This window comes from Desulfovibrio sp. 3_1_syn3 (genome assembly GCF_000145315.2).
Lineage (GTDB): Bacteria > Desulfobacterota > Desulfovibrionia > Desulfovibrionales > Desulfovibrionaceae > Desulfovibrio > Desulfovibrio fairfieldensis.
The window spans coordinates 573,515-593,586 of the sequence record NZ_ADDR02000001.1; the positions used below are offsets into that span (position 1 = coordinate 573,515).

17 protein-coding genes are annotated in these 20,072 nt (G+C 61.2%); 9 read left to right on the forward strand and 8 right to left on the reverse strand.

All coding sequences use genetic code 11. The annotated features are described in order from the left end of the window. The first annotated feature begins 52 nt into the window (after positions 1 to 52). The 7 genes from HMPREF0326_RS02445 (at position 53) to HMPREF0326_RS02475 (ending at position 6,130) form a co-directional block, all read left to right on the forward strand. A complete protein-coding gene (locus HMPREF0326_RS02445) occupies positions 53 to 472 on the forward strand; it encodes an ATP synthase F0 subunit B (protein ID WP_008682586.1) in 420 nt (139 codons plus the stop codon). Positions 473 to 584: 112 nt separating this feature from the next. Continuing rightward, entirely contained in the window at positions 585 to 1,160 is a 576-nt protein-coding gene (locus HMPREF0326_RS02450) for an ATP synthase F0 subunit B (protein WP_008682587.1), read from the forward strand. Further along, positions 1,157 to 1,708: an ATP synthase F1 subunit delta gene (gene atpH, locus HMPREF0326_RS02455; protein WP_008682588.1), complete on the forward strand. Its 552-nt coding sequence runs from the start codon at positions 1,157 to 1,159 to the stop codon at positions 1,706 to 1,708. Before HMPREF0326_RS02450 ends, atpH begins: the two co-directional genes overlap by 4 nt. A 3-nt stretch (positions 1,709 to 1,711) precedes the next feature. Then, positions 1,712 to 3,220: a F0F1 ATP synthase subunit alpha gene (atpA, locus tag HMPREF0326_RS02460; protein WP_008682590.1), complete on the forward strand. Its 1,509-nt coding sequence runs from the start codon at positions 1,712 to 1,714 to the stop codon at positions 3,218 to 3,220. Positions 3,221 to 3,243: 23 nt separating this feature from the next. Continuing rightward, on the forward strand, positions 3,244 to 4,128 hold the full coding sequence (locus HMPREF0326_RS02465; protein WP_008682592.1) for a F0F1 ATP synthase subunit gamma: 885 nt from the start codon (positions 3,244 to 3,246) through the stop codon (positions 4,126 to 4,128). Between the two features lie 11 nt (positions 4,129 to 4,139). Then, the gene (gene atpD, locus HMPREF0326_RS02470; protein ID WP_008682594.1) at positions 4,140 to 5,561 is read left to right on the forward strand and encodes a F0F1 ATP synthase subunit beta; all 1,422 of its coding nucleotides are present in this window, start codon (positions 4,140 to 4,142) and stop codon (positions 5,559 to 5,561) included. A gap of 167 nt (positions 5,562 to 5,728) precedes the next feature. After that, positions 5,729 to 6,130 carry a F0F1 ATP synthase subunit epsilon gene (locus HMPREF0326_RS02475; RefSeq protein WP_009303148.1) on the forward strand — a complete coding sequence of 134 codons (402 nt, stop codon included), beginning with the start codon at positions 5,729 to 5,731 and terminating at the stop codon, positions 6,128 to 6,130. Positions 6,131 to 6,269: 139 nt separating this feature from the next. On the opposite strand, the gene tnpA is transcribed toward HMPREF0326_RS02475, so the two are convergent. Further along, on the reverse strand, positions 6,270 to 6,725 hold the full coding sequence (gene tnpA, locus HMPREF0326_RS02480; protein WP_008686514.1) for an IS200/IS605 family transposase: 456 nt from the start codon (positions 6,723 to 6,725) through the stop codon (positions 6,270 to 6,272). A gap of 517 nt (positions 6,726 to 7,242) precedes the next feature. On the opposite strand from tnpA, the gene lepA reads away from it, so the two are divergent. Continuing rightward, positions 7,243 to 9,048, forward strand: a complete 1,806-nt coding sequence (gene lepA, locus HMPREF0326_RS02485) for a translation elongation factor 4 (protein WP_008682600.1) — start codon at positions 7,243 to 7,245, stop codon at positions 9,046 to 9,048. Between the two features lie 557 nt (positions 9,049 to 9,605). Next, positions 9,606 to 11,726 (forward strand): methyl-accepting chemotaxis protein, encoded by a 2,121-nt coding sequence (locus HMPREF0326_RS02490; protein WP_020990167.1) that lies wholly within the window; start codon positions 9,606 to 9,608, stop codon positions 11,724 to 11,726. Between the two features lie 109 nt (positions 11,727 to 11,835). On the opposite strand, the gene HMPREF0326_RS02495 is transcribed toward HMPREF0326_RS02490, so the two are convergent. The 7 genes from HMPREF0326_RS02495 to HMPREF0326_RS02530 all read right to left on the reverse strand — a co-directional run bounded on the left by HMPREF0326_RS02495 (position 11,836) and on the right by HMPREF0326_RS02530 (position 19,950). After that, a complete protein-coding gene (locus tag HMPREF0326_RS02495) occupies positions 11,836 to 13,476 on the reverse strand; it encodes an L-lactate permease (RefSeq protein ID WP_008682604.1) in 1,641 nt (546 codons plus the stop codon). 960 nt (positions 13,477 to 14,436) lie between these two features. Then, complete coding sequence (locus HMPREF0326_RS02505) at positions 14,437 to 15,399, reverse strand: glycosyltransferase family 2 protein (RefSeq protein ID WP_008682608.1); 963 nt, start codon at positions 15,397 to 15,399, stop codon at positions 14,437 to 14,439. After that, the gene (locus HMPREF0326_RS02510) at positions 15,396 to 15,869 is read right to left on the reverse strand and encodes a GtrA family protein (RefSeq protein ID WP_008682609.1); all 474 of its coding nucleotides are present in this window, start codon (positions 15,867 to 15,869) and stop codon (positions 15,396 to 15,398) included. Before HMPREF0326_RS02510 ends, HMPREF0326_RS02505 begins: the two co-directional genes overlap by 4 nt. Further along, the gene (locus HMPREF0326_RS02515; protein WP_008682612.1) at positions 15,866 to 16,822 is read right to left on the reverse strand and encodes a glycosyltransferase family 2 protein; all 957 of its coding nucleotides are present in this window, start codon (positions 16,820 to 16,822) and stop codon (positions 15,866 to 15,868) included. Before HMPREF0326_RS02515 ends, HMPREF0326_RS02510 begins: the two co-directional genes overlap by 4 nt. Positions 16,823 to 16,979: 157 nt before the next feature. Further along, entirely contained in the window at positions 16,980 to 18,125 is a 1,146-nt protein-coding gene (locus HMPREF0326_RS02520) for a DegT/DnrJ/EryC1/StrS family aminotransferase (protein WP_020990168.1), read from the reverse strand. Positions 18,126 to 18,266: 141 nt separating this feature from the next. After that, on the reverse strand, positions 18,267 to 18,776 hold the full coding sequence (locus HMPREF0326_RS02525) for a hypothetical protein (RefSeq protein WP_008682615.1): 510 nt from the start codon (positions 18,774 to 18,776) through the stop codon (positions 18,267 to 18,269). A 682-nt stretch (positions 18,777 to 19,458) separates the two neighbouring features. Next, entirely contained in the window at positions 19,459 to 19,950 is a 492-nt protein-coding gene (locus HMPREF0326_RS02530; protein ID WP_008682618.1) for a chemotaxis protein CheW, read from the reverse strand. Between the last annotated feature and the right edge of the window lie 122 nt (positions 19,951 to 20,072).

Genomic DNA, 20,072 nt, shown 5'->3' on the forward strand with positions numbered 1-20,072 from the left:
AGGGCTTTATGTATCAAATCCTTCACACCGCCATTTTTAGGGAGGATGCGGCATGCTGGATCTCAATATCACCCTGGTCTTTCAGTTGGTGAACTTCTTTATCGCCATCTTTGTACTCAACATCCTCCTGATCCGACCCATCCGCGAAATAATCAAAAAGCGCAACGGCGTCATGGACAACTTGGCCGGCGAAGCCGACAGCTTTGAGTCCCAGGCCGCCGAACGCCTCGCCAACTACGAAGCCGAACTGGCCCGTGCCCGTCAGGACGCCGGCCTTACCCGTGAGGAAGGCCGCAACGCGGGCCTGACGGAACAACAGGGCATCGTGGGCACGGCCCAGAAGAGCGCCCGCGACATCCTGGCCGACACCCGCCGCAGTCTGCGGGGTCAGGCCGAGGCCACGCTGAGCGAGCTGCGCAATCAGGTGAGTGATTTTTCCGCCCGCTTGGCCGACCGCCTGATCAAGGGCTGATCCCGGTTTTTCACTGCGGCCCGCCGGTACCCTTTTGCGGGGTTGCCCGGCTGTCGCGCCCGGCGCACGGGCACGCTTTGGATCATTTCTCAGACCGTTTAGGGGGTGTGTTTTGAGCAAATGGAAACACTTCGGGCTTGTCCTGCCGCTGGCGCTGGTCTTTGCCGTGGCCGCCACGCAAGCAGTCGCCGCTGAAGCCGGGCACGCAGCGCCGCGCTGGGGCGATTTCGGCTGGCGCGTGCTCAACTTCGTGATCTTCGCGGGCATCCTCTGGTATTTCGTGGGCGGGCTGGCCAAGAAGTTCTTCAAGGGCCGCCGCCAGTTGATCCGGGACACCTTGGACGACCTGGAAGAGCGCCGCGCCAAGGCCAGAGAGCATCTGGCCGCCGTGGAAGCGCGCATTGCCCGTCTGGATGAGGAACGCAAGGCCATCCTGGAAGAAAGCCGGGTCCAGGCCGAAAACCTCAAACAGGGCATCATGGAAGAGGCGCGCCGCCAGGCCGAGCAGATCGTGGAACAGGCCCGCCTTACCGCCGAGAACGAAGGGCGCTCCGTGCTGGCTGAAGTGCGCGCCGCCCTTGCCGACGAAATCGTGGGCGCGGCCGAAAAAGCCCTGCGCGACAAGCTGGGCGACGGCGAACACGACAAACTTATCGCCAACTCCCTTAACAAGGTGGTGCTCCATTGACTGACACCGTGGTTGCACGCAGATACGCCAACGCCATCTTTGCGTTGAGCCGTAAGGAAGGGGACGACGCCCTCACCCGGCACGGGGATTGCCTCGCGACCCTGGGTGGGATGATCGCCGCCGCGCCGGGACTGGACATGACCCTGAAAAGTCCGGTCATCAGCGTGGAAGAGAAAAAGGCGGTCATGGGCAAACTGCTGGATAAGCTCAAAGCCGACCAGATCATGCGCAACTTCTGTTTCCTGTTGGCCGACAAGGAACGCCTGGCCTTCCTGCGTGAGATCGCCAACTGGTACGGCAAACTGCTGGATGAGGCCAAAGGCGTGATCCGCGGACGGCTGACCACCGCCGTGAAACTTTCCGCCGCCAAACAGGCTGAGCTCAAGGCTGCGCTGCAGGAAAAAAGCGGCGCCGACATTGAGCTGACCTTCGCCGTGGACAAAGACATCCTTGGGGGTATGGTGCTCAACATGGGAGATCGGGTGCTGGACGCAAGTCTGCGCGCACAATTGGGGATCCTGCGGGAGACTTTCAAGAGGGGTGAATAGCACATGCAGATCAAAGCGGAAGAGATAAGCAAGATCATTGAGGATCAAATCCAAAACTACGAGCAGCGCGTGGAAATGAGCGAAACCGGCACCGTCCTCTACGTCGGTGACGGCATCGCCCGCGTCCACGGAGTGCAGAACGCCATGTCCATGGAACTGCTGGAATTCCCCGGCGGCGTCATGGGTATGGTGCTCAACCTCGAAGAGGACAACGTGGGCGTCGCCCTGCTCGGTTCGGACGTGGGCATCAAGGAAGGCGACCCGGTCAAGCGTACCGGCAAGATCTTCTCCGTGCCCGTGGGCGACAAGGTCATGGGCCGCGTGCTCAACCCCCTGGGTGAGCCCATCGACGGTCTCGGACCCATCGAAGCCACGGAAGTGCGTCCTGTGGAAATCAAGGCCCCCGGCATCATCGCCCGCAAAAGCGTGCATGAGCCCATGCCCACGGGCCTGAAAGCCATCGACGCCATGACGCCCATCGGGCGCGGCCAGCGCGAGCTGATCATCGGCGACCGCCAGACCGGTAAAACCGCCGTGTGTCTCGACGCCATCCTGGCCCAGAAAGAGACCGACATCCACTGTTTCTACGTGGCTATCGGCCAGAAGAAGGCTTCGGTGGCGCTGGTGGCCGACACGCTGCGCAAGTACGGCGCGCTGGAGTACACCACCATCATTTCGGCCACGGCCTCCGACCCGGCCCCGTTGCAGTACATCGCGGCCTACACCGGCTGCACCATGGCCGAGTACTACCGCGACGGCGGCAAGCACGCCCTGATCATTTACGACGACCTTTCCAAGCAGGCCGTGGCTTACCGCCAGATGTCCCTGCTGCTCCGCCGCCCGCCCGGACGTGAAGCTTTCCCCGGCGACGTCTTCTACCTGCACTCGCGCCTGTTGGAACGCGCGGCCAAGGTCAACGACAGCCTGGGCGCCGGTTCCCTGACGGCTCTGCCGATCATTGAAACCCAGGCCGGCGACGTCTCCGCCTACATCCCGACCAACGTGATCTCCATCACCGACGGTCAGGTTTACCTGGAGCCAAACCTGTTCAACGCCGGTGTGCGTCCGGCCATCAACGTGGGCCTTTCCGTGTCCCGCGTGGGCGGCGCGGCCCAGATCAAGGCCATGAAACAGGTAGCGGGTACCATGCGCCTGGACCTCGCCCAGTACCGCGAACTGGCGGCTTTCGCCCAGTTCGGTTCGGATCTGGACAAGGGTACCAAGGCCAAGCTGGACCGCGGCGCGCGCCTGGTGGAACTGCTCAAGCAGCCCCAGTACCAGCCCATGCCCGCCCAGGAACAGGTGGCTTCCATCTGGGCCGCCACACGCGGGCACATGGACGACGTGCCGGTGGATCAGGTCCGCCGCTTTGAAACCGAGATGCTGACCTTCCTGCGCGACACCAGGAAGGACGTGCTGGACGCCATTAAAGACAAAAAAGTCATTGACGAGGCTGTGGAAAGCGCGCTCACCGAAGCCGTTGCCGCCTTCAAGCAGGGCTGGCAGGCCTAAGGCCGCCAAACGGGAGACCTAGCATGCCTTCACTCAAAGACGTAAAAATGAAGATCGTAGGGGTCGGCAAGACCAAGCAGATCACCAAGGCCATGAATATGGTGGCCTCGGCCAAGCTGCGCGGCGCCCAGGCCCGTATCGAGCGCTTCAGACCCTACGCGGCCAAATACCGCCAGGTGCTCGGCGAACTGTCGCGCAAGGTGGAGGGCAACGCCCATCCCCTGCTGGCCGAGCATGAAGAAAAGAAAAACTGCGCCATCGTCATGGTCACCTCGGACCGCGGCCTGTGCGGCAGCTTCAACGGCAACATCATCAGTGCCGCCCTGAAGCTCGCCAAGGAGAAAACAGCGGCCGGCATGCAGGTCAGTTTCGCCTGCGTGGGCCGCAAGGGCCGCGACACGGTACGCAAAAGCGATTACGCCATGCTCTCCTCCTATGGCGACCGCATGGGCAGCATTGACTTCGCCCTGGCCAGCTCCGTGGCCCAGGAGGTCATTCACGGCTATGAAACCCTGGCCTTTGACGAAGTCTGGCTGGTGTACGGCGAATTCGTGTCCATGGGACACCAGCCGCCGCGCACGCTCTGCCTGCTGCCGTTGAAGACGCCGGAGGCCGAAGAAATCGCTGAGGAGGCCGGTGAAGCCCGTTGCGAGTATGTGTACGAGCCGCATGAGGAAAAGCTGCTGGCGGAACTTCTGCCGCGCTACGTCAAAGTGCAGGTCTACCGTGGCCTTCTGGACACCTCGGCCAGCGAGCACGCCGCCCGCATGGCCGCCATGGACAACGCCACGCGCAACTGCAACGAGATGATCAACATGCTGACCCTGCTCTACAACAAGACGCGGCAGGCTTCCATTACCAGCGAACTCATCGACATCGTCGGCGGCGCGGAAGCGCTGAACGGTTAAGGAGCCCAAACATGAGCAAAAACATCGGTAAAGTCGTTCAGGTTATCGGCGCCGTGGTGGACGTTGAGTTCAGCGACGGCAACCTGCCGGATATCTTCACCGCCCTGGAGATAAAAAACCCGAACAACAGCGACGCTCCGGATCTGATCTGTGAAGTGGCGCAGCACCTGGGCGACAACGTCGTGCGCACCATCGCCATGGACGCCACCGAAGGTCTGGTGCGCGGCATGGACGTGGTGGACACGGGCCAGCCCATTATGGTGCCCGTGGGCAAAGCCGCGGTGGGCCGCATCCTCAACGTCATCGGCCGCCCGGTGGACGAACTGGGCCCGGTCAATGCCGAAAAGTACTACCCCATCCACCGTCCCGCTCCCGGGTTCACGGACCAGAACACCAAGGTGGAACTGCTGGAAACCGGCATCAAGGTCGTGGACCTGCTCGTTCCCTTCCCCAAGGGCGGCAAGATGGGCCTCTTCGGCGGCGCCGGCGTGGGCAAGACTGTTATCCTCATGGAGATGATCAACAACATCGCCAAACAGCACGGCGGCTCCTCGGTGTTCGCCGGTGTGGGCGAGCGCACCCGTGAGGGCAACGACCTGTACAACGAGCTCAAGGAAGCAGGCGTTCTGGAACGCGCCACGCTTGTCTACGGCCAGATGAACGAGCCTCCGGGAGCCCGCGCGCGCGTGGCCCTCACGGCTCTGGCCTGCGCCGAATACTTCCGTGACGAAGAGCACCAGGACGTGCTGCTGTTCATCGACAATATCTTCCGTTTCACCCAGGCGGGTTCGGAAGTGTCCGCCCTGCTGGGCCGCATGCCGTCGGCCGTGGGCTATCAGCCCACCCTCGGCACGGACCTGGGCGCTCTGCAGGAACGCATCACCTCCACCAACTCGGGTTCGATCACCTCGGTGCAGGCCGTGTACGTGCCCGCCGACGACTTGACCGACCCGGCCCCGGCCACGACCTTCTCGCATCTGGACGGCACCTTGGTGCTTTCCCGCCAGATCGCGGAACTGGGCATCTACCCGGCCGTGGACCCTCTGGACTCCACTTCGCGCATCCTTGACCCCAATGTGGTGGGCGAAGAGCATTACAGCGTGGCCCGACGGGTGCAGATGGTGCTGCAGAAGTACAAGGAACTGCAGGACATCATCGCCATCTTGGGCATGGACGAACTCTCGGACGAGGACAAGCTCACCGTGGCTCGCGCCCGGCGCATCCAGCGCTTCCTCTCCCAGCCCTTCCACGTGGCCGAAACCTTCACGGGTACCCCCGGCCAGTATGTGAAGCTGGAAGACACCATCAAGGGCTTCAAGGGCATCCTGGACGGCGAGTATGACCACCTGGCCGAAGGCGACTTCTACATGCTCGGCGGTATCGAGCAGGCCGTGGCCAAGTATGAGCAGCGCAAGCTGCAAGAGGAAAACTAAGGGGCGCCGCAAAACGCGCCTTTTGCCCCTTGGGCCGCGTCCGGTTTCGGGCGCGGCCCAAGGAACAAAATGTATTTTGTGAGCGCACCTGGAAATTTTCAGGACGTGCCGGTGTAAAATGGTTTGCATGTCCGGGTATCGGGACATCAGGAGCGTAAGGAGTGACTATGGGCACGCTGCAACTGGAAGTGGTGACGCCGGACAAAACCGTGGTCAGCGCCGAGGTGGAAATGGCTGTCTGCCCCGGGGTGGAAGGCGAATTCGGGGTGCTGCCGCAGCACGTCTCCATGCTCTCGGCCCTGAAAATCGGCGATCTGCGCTATCGGGTCAACGGCAAGGATGAGAACGTCTTCATTTCCGGCGGCTTTGCCGACGTGAACAATAACGTGCTGAGCGTGCTTGCCGAATCCGCGGAACTGGCCACGGACATTGACACCGCCAGAGCTCAGGCCGCCAAGGAACGGGCCGAAAAACGCCTGTCCGCGCACGACGACAGCCTGGACGAGACGCGGGCCGAGGCCGCCCTGCAACGCGCGGTCACGCGCCTGCAGGTGGCGCAACTGCGCTGACGTACATTGCCTTAGATGCAAATCAAAACCACCCGCATAGCGGGTGGTTTGCTCCAGCCCTATAAGGGCTTGTTACCGGCCAGCGTCTAAAGGCGCTGGCTTTCACTTTGTTCAAGCCCAGTGCCCTTGCCGCTTTGGCTTACCCCTGGAAGGGGTTTTGGTATTCTCGGGTACTTACTCGATCTTGCAGAATATCATGCTTCTCTTGCTGCTGAATGTATTTTTTGACCGTTACCTCATTGAGTCCTACCGTACTGACGAAATATCCTTCCGCCCAGAATTTCCTATTGCCAAATTTGTACTTCAGGTTTGCATGCTTATCGAAAATCATCAATGAGCTTTTTCCTTTCAGGTACCCCATGAAACTTGATACACTGATTTTTGGAGGAATACTCACCAGCATGTGCACATGATCCGGCATGAGATGGCCCTCGATAATTTCAACACCTTTATATTTGCATAAGTCCTTAAGAATTTCTCCGATACTTTCTCGAATGTTGGCAAATATTATTTTCCGCCTGTATTTTGGAGAAAAGACAATGTGATACTTGCACAACCATTTTGTGTGGGCTAAACTTTGAACTCGAGTTCCCATATAAAAACACCTTTCCCTTAAAAATTACGATGGGCTTGAACAACTCTATCGTATGGGAAAGGTGTTTTTTGTATAACAAATTATTTCCACCCGCATAGCGGGTGGATTTCTGTTTCGCTCGCAAACGCTCGCTCAACTGGCTAAAGCCCCTTATAAAGAGCCGGAGGCATTGCCTCCGGCTCTTCTTTTTAGAGCATTCAGCACTTGAAATGCCCGTTTACGGCGAGCAAAGCCCGCCTGCCCATATTTCGAGGCAAGGAGTTGCAGGCAACTCCTTGCGGAGCGGTTGACGCATTTCAAGTGTGAACCGCTTTGCCACGAACCGCAGGCCCAATTTTTAGCGGCATCTCCCGCAGCGCGCACTTTCCGCCGTTTCCTTCCCTCCCCACACCATCGACCCGCAACTGTGCGGCCCGAAAAATGCCGCTCCACCAAGTGCCGCGCCGGTCATGGACTTCGCGTAACTTTTCGCCTAAAATATTCTGTTTTCATACTCCCAGCCCTTGCAGGATAAACTATGCCCACACAGGATCGCATCCGCAATTTTTGCATCATCGCCCATATTGACCACGGCAAATCCACCCTGGCCGACCGCATTCTGGAACTCACGCGGGTGGTCAGCGCGCGTGAGGCCCGGCAGCAGTATCTGGACAGAATGGATCTGGAGCGGGAACGCGGCATCACCATCAAAGCCCAGACCGTGCGTATTCCCTATGTGGCGGCCGACGGCAAGGAGTATGAGCTCAATCTCATCGACACGCCCGGCCATGTGGACTTCAACTATGAAGTTTCGCGCTCCCTGGCCGCGTGCGAGGGTGCGCTGCTGGTGGTGGACGCCACCCAGGGCGTGGAGGCCCAGACCCTGGCCAACGTCTACCTGGCCCTGGACCACGACCACGAAATCGTCCCGGTGCTGAACAAGATCGACCTGCCCAGCGCCGAAGTGGAGCGGGTCAAGGCTGAAATCGAAGAAAGCATCGGCCTGGACTGCTCCGAGGCCCTGCCCGTGTCGGCCAAGACAGGCATGGGCGTGGACGCGGTGCTGGAAGCCATTGTGAAGCGACTGCCCGCGCCCAGGGGCAACCCGGACGCGCCGCTCAAGGCCCTGATTTTCGACTCCTGGTACGACAGCTACCAGGGCGTGGTGACGCTCTTCCGGGTGGTGGACGGCGCGGTGCGCCTGGGCGACACTATCCGGCTCATGAGCACCGGCAAGGAATACGAGGTGCTGCGCCTGGGCGTCTTCTCGCCCGAGGCCGCGGATGTGCGCGAGCTGACCGCCGGTGAAGTGGGCTTTTTGTGCGGCTCCATCAAGGAACTGGGCGACGCCCGCGTGGGCGACACCATCACCCTGGCCGACAATCCGGCCGCCGAACCCGTGCCCGGCTTCAAGGAAGTGAAGCCCATGGTCTTCTGCGGGCTCTACCCCACGGAATCCGACGACTACGAAAATCTCAAGGCCGCGCTGGAAAAGCTCCAGCTCAACGACGCGGCCTTCAGCTTTGAGCCGGAAACCTCCCAGGCTCTGGGCTTCGGCTTCCGGTGCGGCTTCCTGGGCCTGCTGCACATGGAGATCATTCAGGAACGCCTGGAACGGGAATTCGAGGTGGGCCTCATCGCCACCGCGCCCTCGGTGGTCTACAAAGTGGACACCGTGGACGGCAAAACCCTGGAAATCGACAACCCCAGTCATTTGCCGGACCCGACCAAGACCAGTGCCCTGTACGAGCCCTATGTGAGCATGGACATTCACGTGCCCAACGAATACGTGGGCAACGTCATGAAGCTCTGCGAGGAAAAGCGCGGCACCCAGAAAAACCTGCACTATCTGGCCGCCAACCGGGTGGTGGTGACCTATGAGATGCCCTTTGCCGAAATCGTCTACGACTTTTTCGACCGTCTCAAATCCGCCACGCGCGGCTACGCTTCCATGGACTATCAGCCCATCGACTACCGCGTCTCGGATCTGGTGCGCCTGGACATCCTGCTCAACGGCGAGCCCGTGGACGCCCTAGCCGTCATCGTACACCGGGACAAGGCCTATACCTACGGCCGTTCCCTGGCCCTCAAGCTCAAGCGCACCATTCCGCGCCAGCTCTTCCAGGTGGCTATTCAGGCGGCTATCGGCCAGAAGATCATCGCCCGCGAAACGGTCTCCGCCTTCCGCAAGGACGTGACCGCCAAATGCTACGGGGGCGACATCACCCGTAAGCGCAAGCTGCTGGAAAAGCAGAAGGAAGGCAAAAAGCGCATGAAGCGCATGGGCAATGTGGAATTGCCGCAGGAGGCCTTTCTGGCGGCTCTTAAAGTGGGCGACGAGTAGAACTCACGCCGTTGCACCGCCGACTCTGACAAAGAGATCCGGCACAAGCCTTTTTTCGAAATTGAGGCAGCCTCTTGAGAGGCTGCCCTTTCTTTTATCGACAATATACGTTCCCAATACCTAGTATAGACCGCTATGCCAGGGCTCATACCCATTGAATATGAATATTTTTTGCTGTGAATTTATATAAGCATACTGTATTTTTCCGTAAGAGAGAGAGAGAGAGAGAGAGAGAGAGAGAGAGAGAGAGAGAGAGAGAGAGATGTAAAAAATTTTGTAATATGCATGAATTATAAATATAACTATAAAAATTATATAAGTATATTTCGTTTGATATCTCAAAATACATTTTTACTTCCTTCAAGGCTGGAAAAATGCCTTTTCCCCTAATTTTTTTCTTTCTTCAGCCGAAAATGAGAGTATCTTCCACATTCATAAGGCATCTTCCGCTACGCCACCGACAAAGCCACTGAAAAACTACAGCCGGGGCGCGACGACCAACACCGTTTCTGTGGTGAAACTTGCGAGGCCTCTGGAGAAGGCAAAGGGCGGACCGTATGGAAAATCTGAAAATCTGGCAAAAAATGACCATGGGCATCGGCCTCATCCTATTGCTGGCCGTGGTCATCAGCGTTGTGTCGCTGAACGTGATGAAAACCGTGGACGAAGAAACCACCAATATCAAAATAGCGTTCGCGCCCCTGCAACAACTCGCTAATAACCTGGACCAGCAGGTGACCGCTATTCCCGGTCAGATGCTCGCTTACCAGAACGGCAACGCCGAAGCCTGGGATAATGTGCGGCACCTGCTTGAGCAGACCGACCAGAGCCTGACCGGACTGGCGGCTCACCTCAAGGCCAATCCCGTCATCCCGGACACGGGCAAGGCAGCGGCGGGTCGCGCGGCCTTTGAAAATCTGAAAAAATCCCTGCTCGAAACGCATACGGCCCAAGAGAGCCTGGTGGCCCTGCGCAACGACATGAACAAGACCGGGGCGAAACTGCTGGACGAAACTCGGGATTACGTCCAGCGGATGAACACGGTGCTCGACCGGTTCGTGGCGGATCAGGATACCGCGGAAGCCGCCAGGGCCCTGCCCCTGGTCCAGGTCGGCCAGCATGTCATGGACGCCATCAATTACCTTCGCATCCGCATGCTGCGCAGCCTGGCCGAAAATAACCGGGACTACGCCAAAGACAACCTGCCGGTGCTCTTTCCCGCGCTGCTCACGCAGGTGGACGAACTTTTGCCCCGGATCAGAAATGCCGAGCTGCAGGAACACCTGAAGACCCTGCGCGCGCATGTTGAGGAATACCGCGATGCGCAGGCCAAAACCCTGCGGATCTGGGAACGCATCGACGCGCTCAACGCGCAGTGCAACCAGGCCTGCGAGGAAGCCATCCACGCCGCCCGCGGCATCGCCGAAGCCGGCGACAAGTTACAGACCACGGCCATCGTCACCACGGACAATGAAGTCAGCAGCGCCATTACCCTGATTTACACGGTCAGCAGCGCGGCCCTGCTCGCGGGCCTGCTGATCGGCCTTGTGCTCACCCGCGGCATCACGGTCCCGGTGGGCCGGGCCCTGCGCTTCGCCCGCGCCGTGGCCGAGGGTCGGCTGGACCAGCGTCTGGGCCTGCGCAGGAAGGATGAAATCGGCCAGCTCTCCGTGGCCCTGGACAGCATGGTGGACGCGCTGAACGAAAAAATCAGCGAAGCCGAGCGGCAATCGCACGAAGCCGAGGAACAGTCGCGCAATGCCCAGGCGGCCATGCGGCAGGCCGAGGCCGCCGGCAAAAACGCCCAGGCCAAGACCGAGGCCATGCTGGCGGCCGCCGACAAACTGGAAGCCATGGGCAATGTGCTTTCCTCGGCATCCACCCAGCTTTCGGCCCAGATCGAGCAGGCCGACAAGGGCGCGGCGGAGTCCGCCCAGCGCCTCTCCGAAGCGGCCGCGGCCATCAATGAAATGGACGCCACCGTGCAGGATGTGGCCCGCAACGCCGGCGCGGCTGAATCCGCCTCGGGGGAAACCAGAGAGAAAGCCGAAGCCGGCGCGGGCATTGTGGAAAAGGCCGTGCAGAGCATTGAGGAAGTGCACCGGATGTCCATCACGATCAAGGACGACATGGCCCAGCTCAGTGAGCACGCCCAAGCCATTACCCAGATCATGAACGTCATCTCGGACATTGCGGACCAGACCAACCTGCTGGCCCTGAACGCGGCCATTGAGGCGGCCCGCGCGGGCGAGGCCGGGCGCGGTTTCGCCGTGGTGGCCGACGAAGTGCGCAAGCTGGCCGAAAAAACCATGGCTTCCACCAACGACGTGAGCAGCGCCATCAAGGCCATCCAGGAAAGCACGGCCAAGAGCATGGAAGCCGTGGACGGCGCCGTGAACCAGATCGGGCAGGCCACGGGCCTGGCCAATGATTCCGGCAGGGCCCTGCAGGAGATCGTGGCCACCGTGGAATCCACAGCCGACCAGGTCCACGCCATTGCCGCGGCCAGCGAGGAACAGTCTGCCACCAGCCAGGAAATCAACCAGTCCATCGTCCTGGTCAACGACAGGGCCAGGGAAACCGCCGTTGTCATGACCGAAGCGGCCAAGGCCGTCGAAGAGCTGGCAAGCCAGGCCCAGGACCTGACCCGCCTGATCCAGGAACTGAAGAACAGTTAAGCGGATGGAGGCCCGCGCGGCGGGGGGTTCGTCCGAATGGCAAAAGAAGAGCGCCGCTCCCCATGGGCGGCGCTCTTCTTTTATATTTTATAGATGTTGTATCGGCGGCTCAGGGCAGCATCCAGTGCAGCACCCCGGACTGCAAATACGTCAGAACGCAGATGAACAGGGTCATGGCGACGCTGTGGCCAAGAGTGAAACGGAAGAGGTTGCCCTCCTGCCCCACCAGGTTGGTGGCCGCCGTGGCCACGCTGATGGACTGGGGCGAAATCATCTTGCCCGTAACGCCGCCCGAGGAGTTGGCCGCCACGGCCAGATGCGGGTCCATGCCCACCACTTCGGCCGTGGAACGCTGCATGCCGCAGAAGAGCGCGTTGGAGGAGGTGTCCGAACCGGTCAGGAACACGCCCAGCCAGCCCAGAAGCGGCGAGAAGAGCGGGAAGAGCGAGCCGGTCAGGGTAAAGGCGATGCCCAGGGTGGAGCTCATGCCCGAATAGTTCATGAGATAGGCCAGGCCGAGAATCATGGCAATGGTCAGAATGGGGAAGCGCAGCTGCACGGCCGTGCGCGCGAAGCAGGCCACGGCCTTGCCGAAGGAGTAGCCGGGCATGAAGGGCACGGAGAAGAAACCGGCCAGCAGAATGGCCGTACCGCCCGCCGAAAGCCAGTTGAAAGTGAACATGGCCGGGTAATTGGGGTCCTTGCCCGCGGCCAGAATGGGCGCCGCCTTGTGCACCATGCCGTCCAGGCCGGGCCAGGCGAAGGTGACCACCGCGCCGGGGATGGCATTCAGCAGGTTCTTGAACTGCGGCAGGCCCCACAGAAAGACCATGACGGCCAGAATGATGTACGGCCCCCAAGCCCGCAGCACAATACCGGCCGACGGCGGGGCCCCTTCCAGCACGGAGGCGGATTCGCCCGCGAAACGCCAGATCCGGGCGGGCTTCCAGACCCGCAGCAGCAGGACCAGGGCCACGATGGTGATGAGCGCCGACATGATGTCGGGCAGGGTCGGGCCGTGGAAGTTGGAGAAGAGGAACTGCGAGGCGGCAAAGCTGATCCCGGCCACGGCAATGGCGGGCAACACTTCCATGGCGCGCCGGAAGCCGCACATGACCACGCAGAGCCAGAGCGGCACGATGACGGAAAGGAAGGGCAGCTGCCTGCCGACGATCTGGCTAATGGTCAGATCCGAGAAGCCTGAAACCTGCCCGGCCACGATGACGGGCACGCCGATGGCGCCGAAGGCCACGGGCGCGGTATTGGCGATAAGGCAGATGCCCGCCGCGTACAGGGGCTGGAAGCCCAGGCCCACCAGCATGGCGGCGGTGATGGCCACGGGCGTGCCGAAGCCCGCCGTGCCTTCAATGAAGGAACCAAAGGCAAAAGCGATGAAAATGGCCTGCAAACGCCGGTCGTCGGTAAGACGGGCCAGCGATTGCTTGATATGCTCGAATTCTCCCGATTCCACGGTCATGTTGTAGACCCAGACCGCGGTGATCACTATCCAGATGATGGGGAAGAGGCCGAAAGCCGCGCCGTAGATCAGGGAACTGAAGGCCGTGCCCACAGGCATGCCCCACACCAGAACCGCCAGCAAAAAAGAAAGGATCACGGCCGTGGCCGCGGCGTAATGCCCTTTGGCGCGACGCACCGCCAGCATGTAAAAGAGGGCAAAAAGAGGAATACCGGCCAGCAGCGCGGAAAGAAGCGCGCCCCCGGCGGGGTCGTAGATTTGCGTCCAGGCCATATTTGCTCCTTCAACGGTTAGATGTTGCCCATCTCTTGTTTGAACAGAACCCATGCGAAAGGCGGCCCGGTCCCTTGCGCAAAGGGCCCGGAACATCTTCCGCAACATATCCACCGGGTCAGCTTTGCATTGAAATTGCGTCCAATTTCAATATCGGCCGCCTTGACCCGTTGCGACGCAGGAGCTTCAGCCGCAGGCGAACTTGTGCGCATACGGGCAAAGACAACGTCGTCAACCACGGCTGAAGACTGCAATTGCGTGCGTGGCCGCCGGAACAGATCAACGCGAAATTCACACTGTTCCGCGGCGTGTGGGAAAAGCTGGTTCAGGAAAGACTGGCGGGAGGGGCGAGGGAAAAGGGCAACATGCCCCGGATTTCACGAAAACCGGGAATATGTTCATTGGTGCGGGGAAAATCGATCCGCGCGAGAAAGCGAGACGGAAAAACAAGCCGGGCGGTAACGCGGGCGAGCGATCCCGGTTCCGGTCCGGCGGATGCGGAGCGGTGACGCTGCTTCCCTTCCGGTTGCCGGAAGGAAAAAGAAATGGAAAAGGCGGGAAGAGCTCGAAAAACGCTGGAGGTCATGAACGGCGACGTTACGAACTCCAGGGACCGGGCCGGAGCGTTCCGTCCACAGGTCAGCAGGAAGACCGTAACGATCCCCATGCATATTCCGCAGAAAAGGCAGAACCGACGAATGGCGTTCATGGCCGCGCTCTTTTTGTCTCTGGAGCCTTTCAACGTTGAAAGGCTCAACCGTGTGCGGCATGGGGTCAAACCCGGCTTGTCAGGCAAGCCGCCGCACGATGGGACCGTACAGCCGTCCCACTGTTTCAACCCTATCCTAACGGTGGGATAAATCAACAGGTTTATTGGGGCCGCATCAAATAAGGAAGCGATATTACACAAAAAAGAGGTATGGCTAAAACGCGCGGGACACGGAAAGGCGCGAGGCGCCTTCAGCGCCGCAGACCGGAGGGCAGGGCGAAATAGGCCCGCGCCGCCAGGTCGAAGAGAGAACCGGGCAGAAAGCTGGCCCACCAGAACAGGCGATGCTTGCGCGAGCTGTCCCGCCAGGGCGCGATGCAGGCGCGGGCCTCGGCATTGCGCCCCTCGCGCCAGAGGGCCACGGCCTTCTGAAAGGCCGCCCGCCGGGTCAGCAGGGCCGCCAGATCGGCGTGCTCCGCGTCATAGCCGGGATAGAGGCGGCGGTGTTTATCCAGAATGCGCAGGGTTTCGTCCGCGAATTGGCCGAACTTGCGGAAGGTGGTGTTGGCCCCGTGCACCCGCCAGAGGGTCAGGGGCTCGTCCACGAAATCCAGCTCCCAGTCATGGGCGATGCGATAAAAGACGTCGGCCTCCTCGCAGACATTGAGGCTTTCGTCAAACCAGCCGCCGTCCCACGCGCCGGGGTCCGCGGCCAGCCCGGCCAGGGCTTCACGCCGGATCACGGCCGAGGACATGGAAATCCACTGCCGCTCCATAAGCTCGCCGAAAACCATGCCGCGCGCGGGCCGGGCCTCGGCGAAAAGGCGCTTGAGCACGCGCTTGCCGTCAAAAATTTCCGTATCCGTGCAGACCAGGCCCACCCGGGGATCAGCCTCGAACAGGGCCACCTGCGTTTCCAGCTTGCGCGGCCGCCAGAGATCGTCGCAATCCAGAAAAGCCAGGTAGCGGCCGCGCGCCCGCATCAGGGCCAGGTTGCGCGCCGCGCCCAGGGGCACGGTGGTTTTGCCGCGAAAATAACGCAGCTTGGGGCCGTAGCTTTGGGCAATGGCCGGGCTGTCGTCCGTGGAGCCGTTGTCCCAGAAGATGACTTCAAAATCCCCAAAGGTCTGGGCCATAAGGCTGTCCAGAGCCGCGCGCAGATCGCGGGCGCTGTTCAGGCAGTTCATGATCACGGATACGGCGGGAGCGCTCACGGATTCTTTGCCTCCGGAGTTGTTGCGTCAGGTTCGGCCAGCTCCCGCGCCCGGCGGAAGACCCAGTATTTGCAGAGCAGATAGACAAAGACCGGAACCAGCACCACGGCCACGGGCATGGCAAACTCGTAGGCCAGGCCCAGGCGGACGAGCAGCCAGACAATGCAGGAGTTGAGCCCCAGGCCCACGGCCTGGGTGGCGGCAAAGCGCGGCAGCATGGCCCGGTGGCCGCCCCTGGCCTGGAATGTCCAGAGGCTCTGGCCCAGGTAGGAGACAAAAAAGCTGATCAGATAGGCCAGACCGTTGCCCACCAGCAGGGGCAAAGCCCAGACGTTCACGAACAGCAGCCCCAGCAGGGCATAGCAGAGGGTCGCCAGGCCGCCCATCAGGCCGAAGCGTATCCAGCGCCGGGCCAACAGGCTTTGCACGAAGCGCCGCAGGTCCTCCCAGGTGGGCACAAAGCCGGTCACAAGGTTTTCTCCACAATATAGCGGGGCCGCCGCCGCACTTCCGTGAAAATCTTGGCGATATACTCGCCCATGACGGAGAGGCAGAACAACTGCACCGAGCCCAGCAGCAGAACCACGATGATCAGCGAGGTCCAGCCCGGAATGACCGCGCCTTCCATGTACCGGAACAGCGAAACCAAACTGTAGGCCAGGGCCGCCAGCATGCAGAGCAGGCTCATGAAGCCCGCCAGGCGCAGGGGCGCGGCGCTGCAGGAGGTGATGCCCTTCCAGGCGAAGGAAAGCATTTTCAGCAGAGGGTACTTGCTCTCTCCGGCCTGGCGCGACAGGCGCGCGTAGTAGACCTTGCCGCTCTTGAAGCCCAGACCGGGAAAAAGCCCGCGCAGAAACAGGGTCTGCTCCCCGTAGCACGGCAGAACTTCCAGCACGGGCCGGGCCACCAGGCGGTAATCCGCGTGGTCCGGGATCAGGCGCACGTTCAGCCAGTTCATGAAGCGGTAGAAAAAGTGCGCGGTGCCCCGCTTGAAGGAGGTGTCGGAACTGCGGTCTTTGCGCACGCCGTACACAATGTCGCAGCCTTCGGCATAGCGGGCCAGCATTTCCGGGATGACCCCGATGTCGTCCTGCAGATCGGCGTCCAGGCTGATGATGCAGTCCGCGCCCCACTGGCGGGCCGTGTCCATACCGGCCCAGACCGCGTTCTGGTGCCCGGCGTTGGCCGCGAAGCTGATGCCCCGGCAGAAGGAATCGTGCCGGTGGCGTTCTTCCAGCAGTTGCCAGGTGCGGTCGCGGCTGCCGTCGTCCACATACAGGGCGTAGCTTTCCGGCCGGATCAGGCCCTCGGCCTTGCAGCGCTCCAGCAACTCCGCCAGGGCGTTCAGCGTGCGCGGCAGGGTTTCTTCCTCATTATAGCAGGGAACCACCAGGGCCAGCAGGGGCGCGGGACGGGACAGCATGGCAAACTCCTGTGAGACGGCGGCGCGCCCTTAGAGTATTTTGCGCTTGAAATTATCGCTTAACGGCGAAGTAAATTCGCCTTGCGATACTTTCGCGGTGCGGATTTTCCATGAAAATCCGCCTAGCGCGTTGAGATATTTTCAATATCAAAACGCTCTAGGCCGCCACGGCGCGGGACAGGGCCGCGCAGACTTTTTCCACATCCTCCCGGCTCAGGCCCGGATGCAGGGGCAGGGTCACCAGTTCCGCGTACAATTGCTCGGTGACCGGCAGGCGCACGGCCCCGGCGCCGAAAAAGCTCAGCAGATGGTTGGGCTTGTAATGCACGCCAGTGGGAATGCCCTCCCGGGCCAGGGCGTCCTTGACCGCGTCCTTGCGGCCGTTCAAGATGCGCGCGGGCATAATGTGCGGCACGATGAAATCTTCCGGGTCGGTGCGCAGCAGGGCCAGGCCGGGCAGGTCCGCCAGGCGCTCGGCATAGATGGCGGCCAATGCCCGCCGGACCGGAATGAATTCGCCGTCCAGGCGGGAAAGCTGCACCCTGCCGATGGCGGCCATGAGATTGCTCATGTGGTAGCGCCAGCCCTGGCGTTTGACGTCCGGGTCCCAGGAACGGATACCGGCAAAGCGCTTCTGGGCGTCATTTTCCACCGAAAGCAGGCGCGCGTCCGAAGCCAGGCGCGCGGCCTCGGCGTCAAAGGCCACCAGGCAGCCGCCCTCGCCGGAGGTGATGTTTTTGATGCCGTCAAAGCTGAAGCAGACCATGTCCCCGAACGAGCCGATCCTGCGCCCGTGATGGCGGCAGCCGAAGGCGTGGGCCGCGTCCTCCACCACGCGCAGACCCTTGCGCCGGGCAAAGTCGTAGACCTCGTCCAGATGCCAGGGGTTGCTGGCGTAGTCCACGGGCATGACGGCGATGGTGCGGGGGGTGAGGCGCTTTTCCGCGTCGCGAAGATCCAGGGTGCCGGTTTCGGGCAGCACGTCGCAGGCCACGGGCACGCAGCCCGCCGCCGTGACGGCCTGGAAGGAGGCCACAAAGGTCAACGAGGGCACCAGCACTTCAGCCTTGCCGCCCGTGACGCGGCACTGGGAAGCCACGGCATCCACGGCCAGGTGCAGGGCCGCCGTGCCCGTATTCGTGGTGATGACCTGTTGCGGGGTCACGCCGAGATACGCGGCGAGCTCCTCTTCAAACAAACGGGTCTCATTGCCTATGCCCAGATAGCCGTCTTCCAGAATGACCCGGCTGACGGCGCGGGCCTCGGCTTCACCCACAATGGAACGCGAAAGACGCAAGGCCATGGGCCCCTCCGCGGATTGCAAAAATTCTCCGGACGCGGCATGCGCCCGGAGAATTTTTATAATAGCCCCTATCGCCGCCCGGAGCAAGCGCCGGACCGGGACGGCGGCGGCAAAGGCCACCGCCCCGGTCCATTTTCCCTCTTACAGCGCCGGGGCTGTTTCCGGCGGATTCGCAGGCCTGAAATCCGCGAACACGGAACAAACCTTGCTCAGCACATGCAGCGAAGATTGCAGGCTGCTGCCGATCAAGTGGATGGTGAAGCCGTCGAGATCTTCCGCTTCGCCGAAATGTTCCATGAGATATGCCGTGACATAGAGATTGTCATACACCTTGCCGAGCAGTCCGGACAGATCCTTTGCCCTGTGCGCGTCAAGCATCTCCTCTTCATATTTCAGCATATACGACGGCACGCGGTAGCAGCGCAATTCATGCGGCACCTCTTTGGCCGGGGCGCCGGGATTGACGAGAGAAGCATCCGGCACGGCGCATTCCGCCGGTTCCGGCTCTTTTCCGGCCGCGAAGGCCAGCAAGGCCCGCGCCGTCTGTTGCAGCGTTTCGGCCAATGCGGCGCAATGGGAAAAATCTGGAGAAGCGGCGGGCGGGATGGGTCGGGGCTGTGAACGCTGAGCGTTCAGAGAAGGATCGGACATCAGGCACCTCTACGGCTTTCTTATTGGAGCCTTCAGAATGAAAAGCTCCGGGTGCTAAGAACTGCCGTAGAGCAGCGGACTATTTCCCGGCAAGCCGGTCTTGTATTTCGCCCACACCCGGAACGATAACGCGGGAAGGCGCGCCCCGCCGGAGGCAAGACGCAAGAAAACCCACAAGCTGTCGGGGTGGGAAACCGTCTACGGAAGGTGTTCTTAGGCACCTGTGGGGAGGGCAACATATTTCAGGGCGGCAGTCAAGGATTCCCCGCCTGGTGTCTAATTTAAAAAATTAGACACATAAAACCCGTAGGGTTTTACGGCGGTGAAGCCGCCATGAGCCCGCGAAAAACCATGTTTTTTCGTGGATGATCCTGCGAAAATTGTGGGCATAGTTATGCTCTCAATTTTTGCAATCAGACACTAGGATGCGGGTGGGGATTTTTTTTGGGGGGGGCTTGTCGCACAGATGACGTTTCTCGCTGCCCTGCGGGCACAGAGGCCTTACGCCTCCCGACGTTTGGGCCGCCTGCGCGGCGCGCGGCAGGGGACCGCGCAGGCGGCCCACCGCCGTTCAGGCGAAAAAAGCCGTGTCCGAAGGGCACTATGCATACCGCTTGGGCAGCAAGCCCCCCCAAAAAAACCATCACCAGAGGCGCGTCACACGCCCCGCCCCGAACCCGCCCTACGTCGCGCTGAGATCAATATCGCTGAGCAGATTGTCCAGATCCAGCAGAATGAGCAGGCGGTCGTCCAGCTTGCCGATGCCCCGGATATATTCGGAACCGATGCCCGCCACCACCGGCGGCGGGTCCTCGACCGTGCCCGCCGGAATGCGCAGCACCTCGGAAACACCGTCCACCAGGAAGCCCACGATCTTCTGCCCCAGTTCCATGACCACGATGCGGGTGTTGCTGTCGTGCTCAAGGACGGGCATGTTGAAGCGCGTGCGCATGCTGATGACCGGGATGACCTTGCCGCGCAGGTTGATGACGCCCTCGATGAAGGCCGGAGCGCGCGGCACCATGGTAATCTGCATCAGGCGGATGATTTCCTGCACGGCCAGGATATCCACGCCGAATTCCTCTTCGCCGATGCGGAAAGTGACCAGCTGGATCAGGTCGCCGTCGTGCTCGTCGTGTCCCTGGCTTTTCATATCTTCTATAATCTGACTCATGGCAAAACCTCCTCAGGGGCTGTCCGGGACACGCCGCCTGTCATGTGCGGTACAGCGGAGCGGTCCGGATCGCGGCGGCATGGCCGCCCTCACCTTGTCCGTTTGTCCGCCCCGGTGCTCTT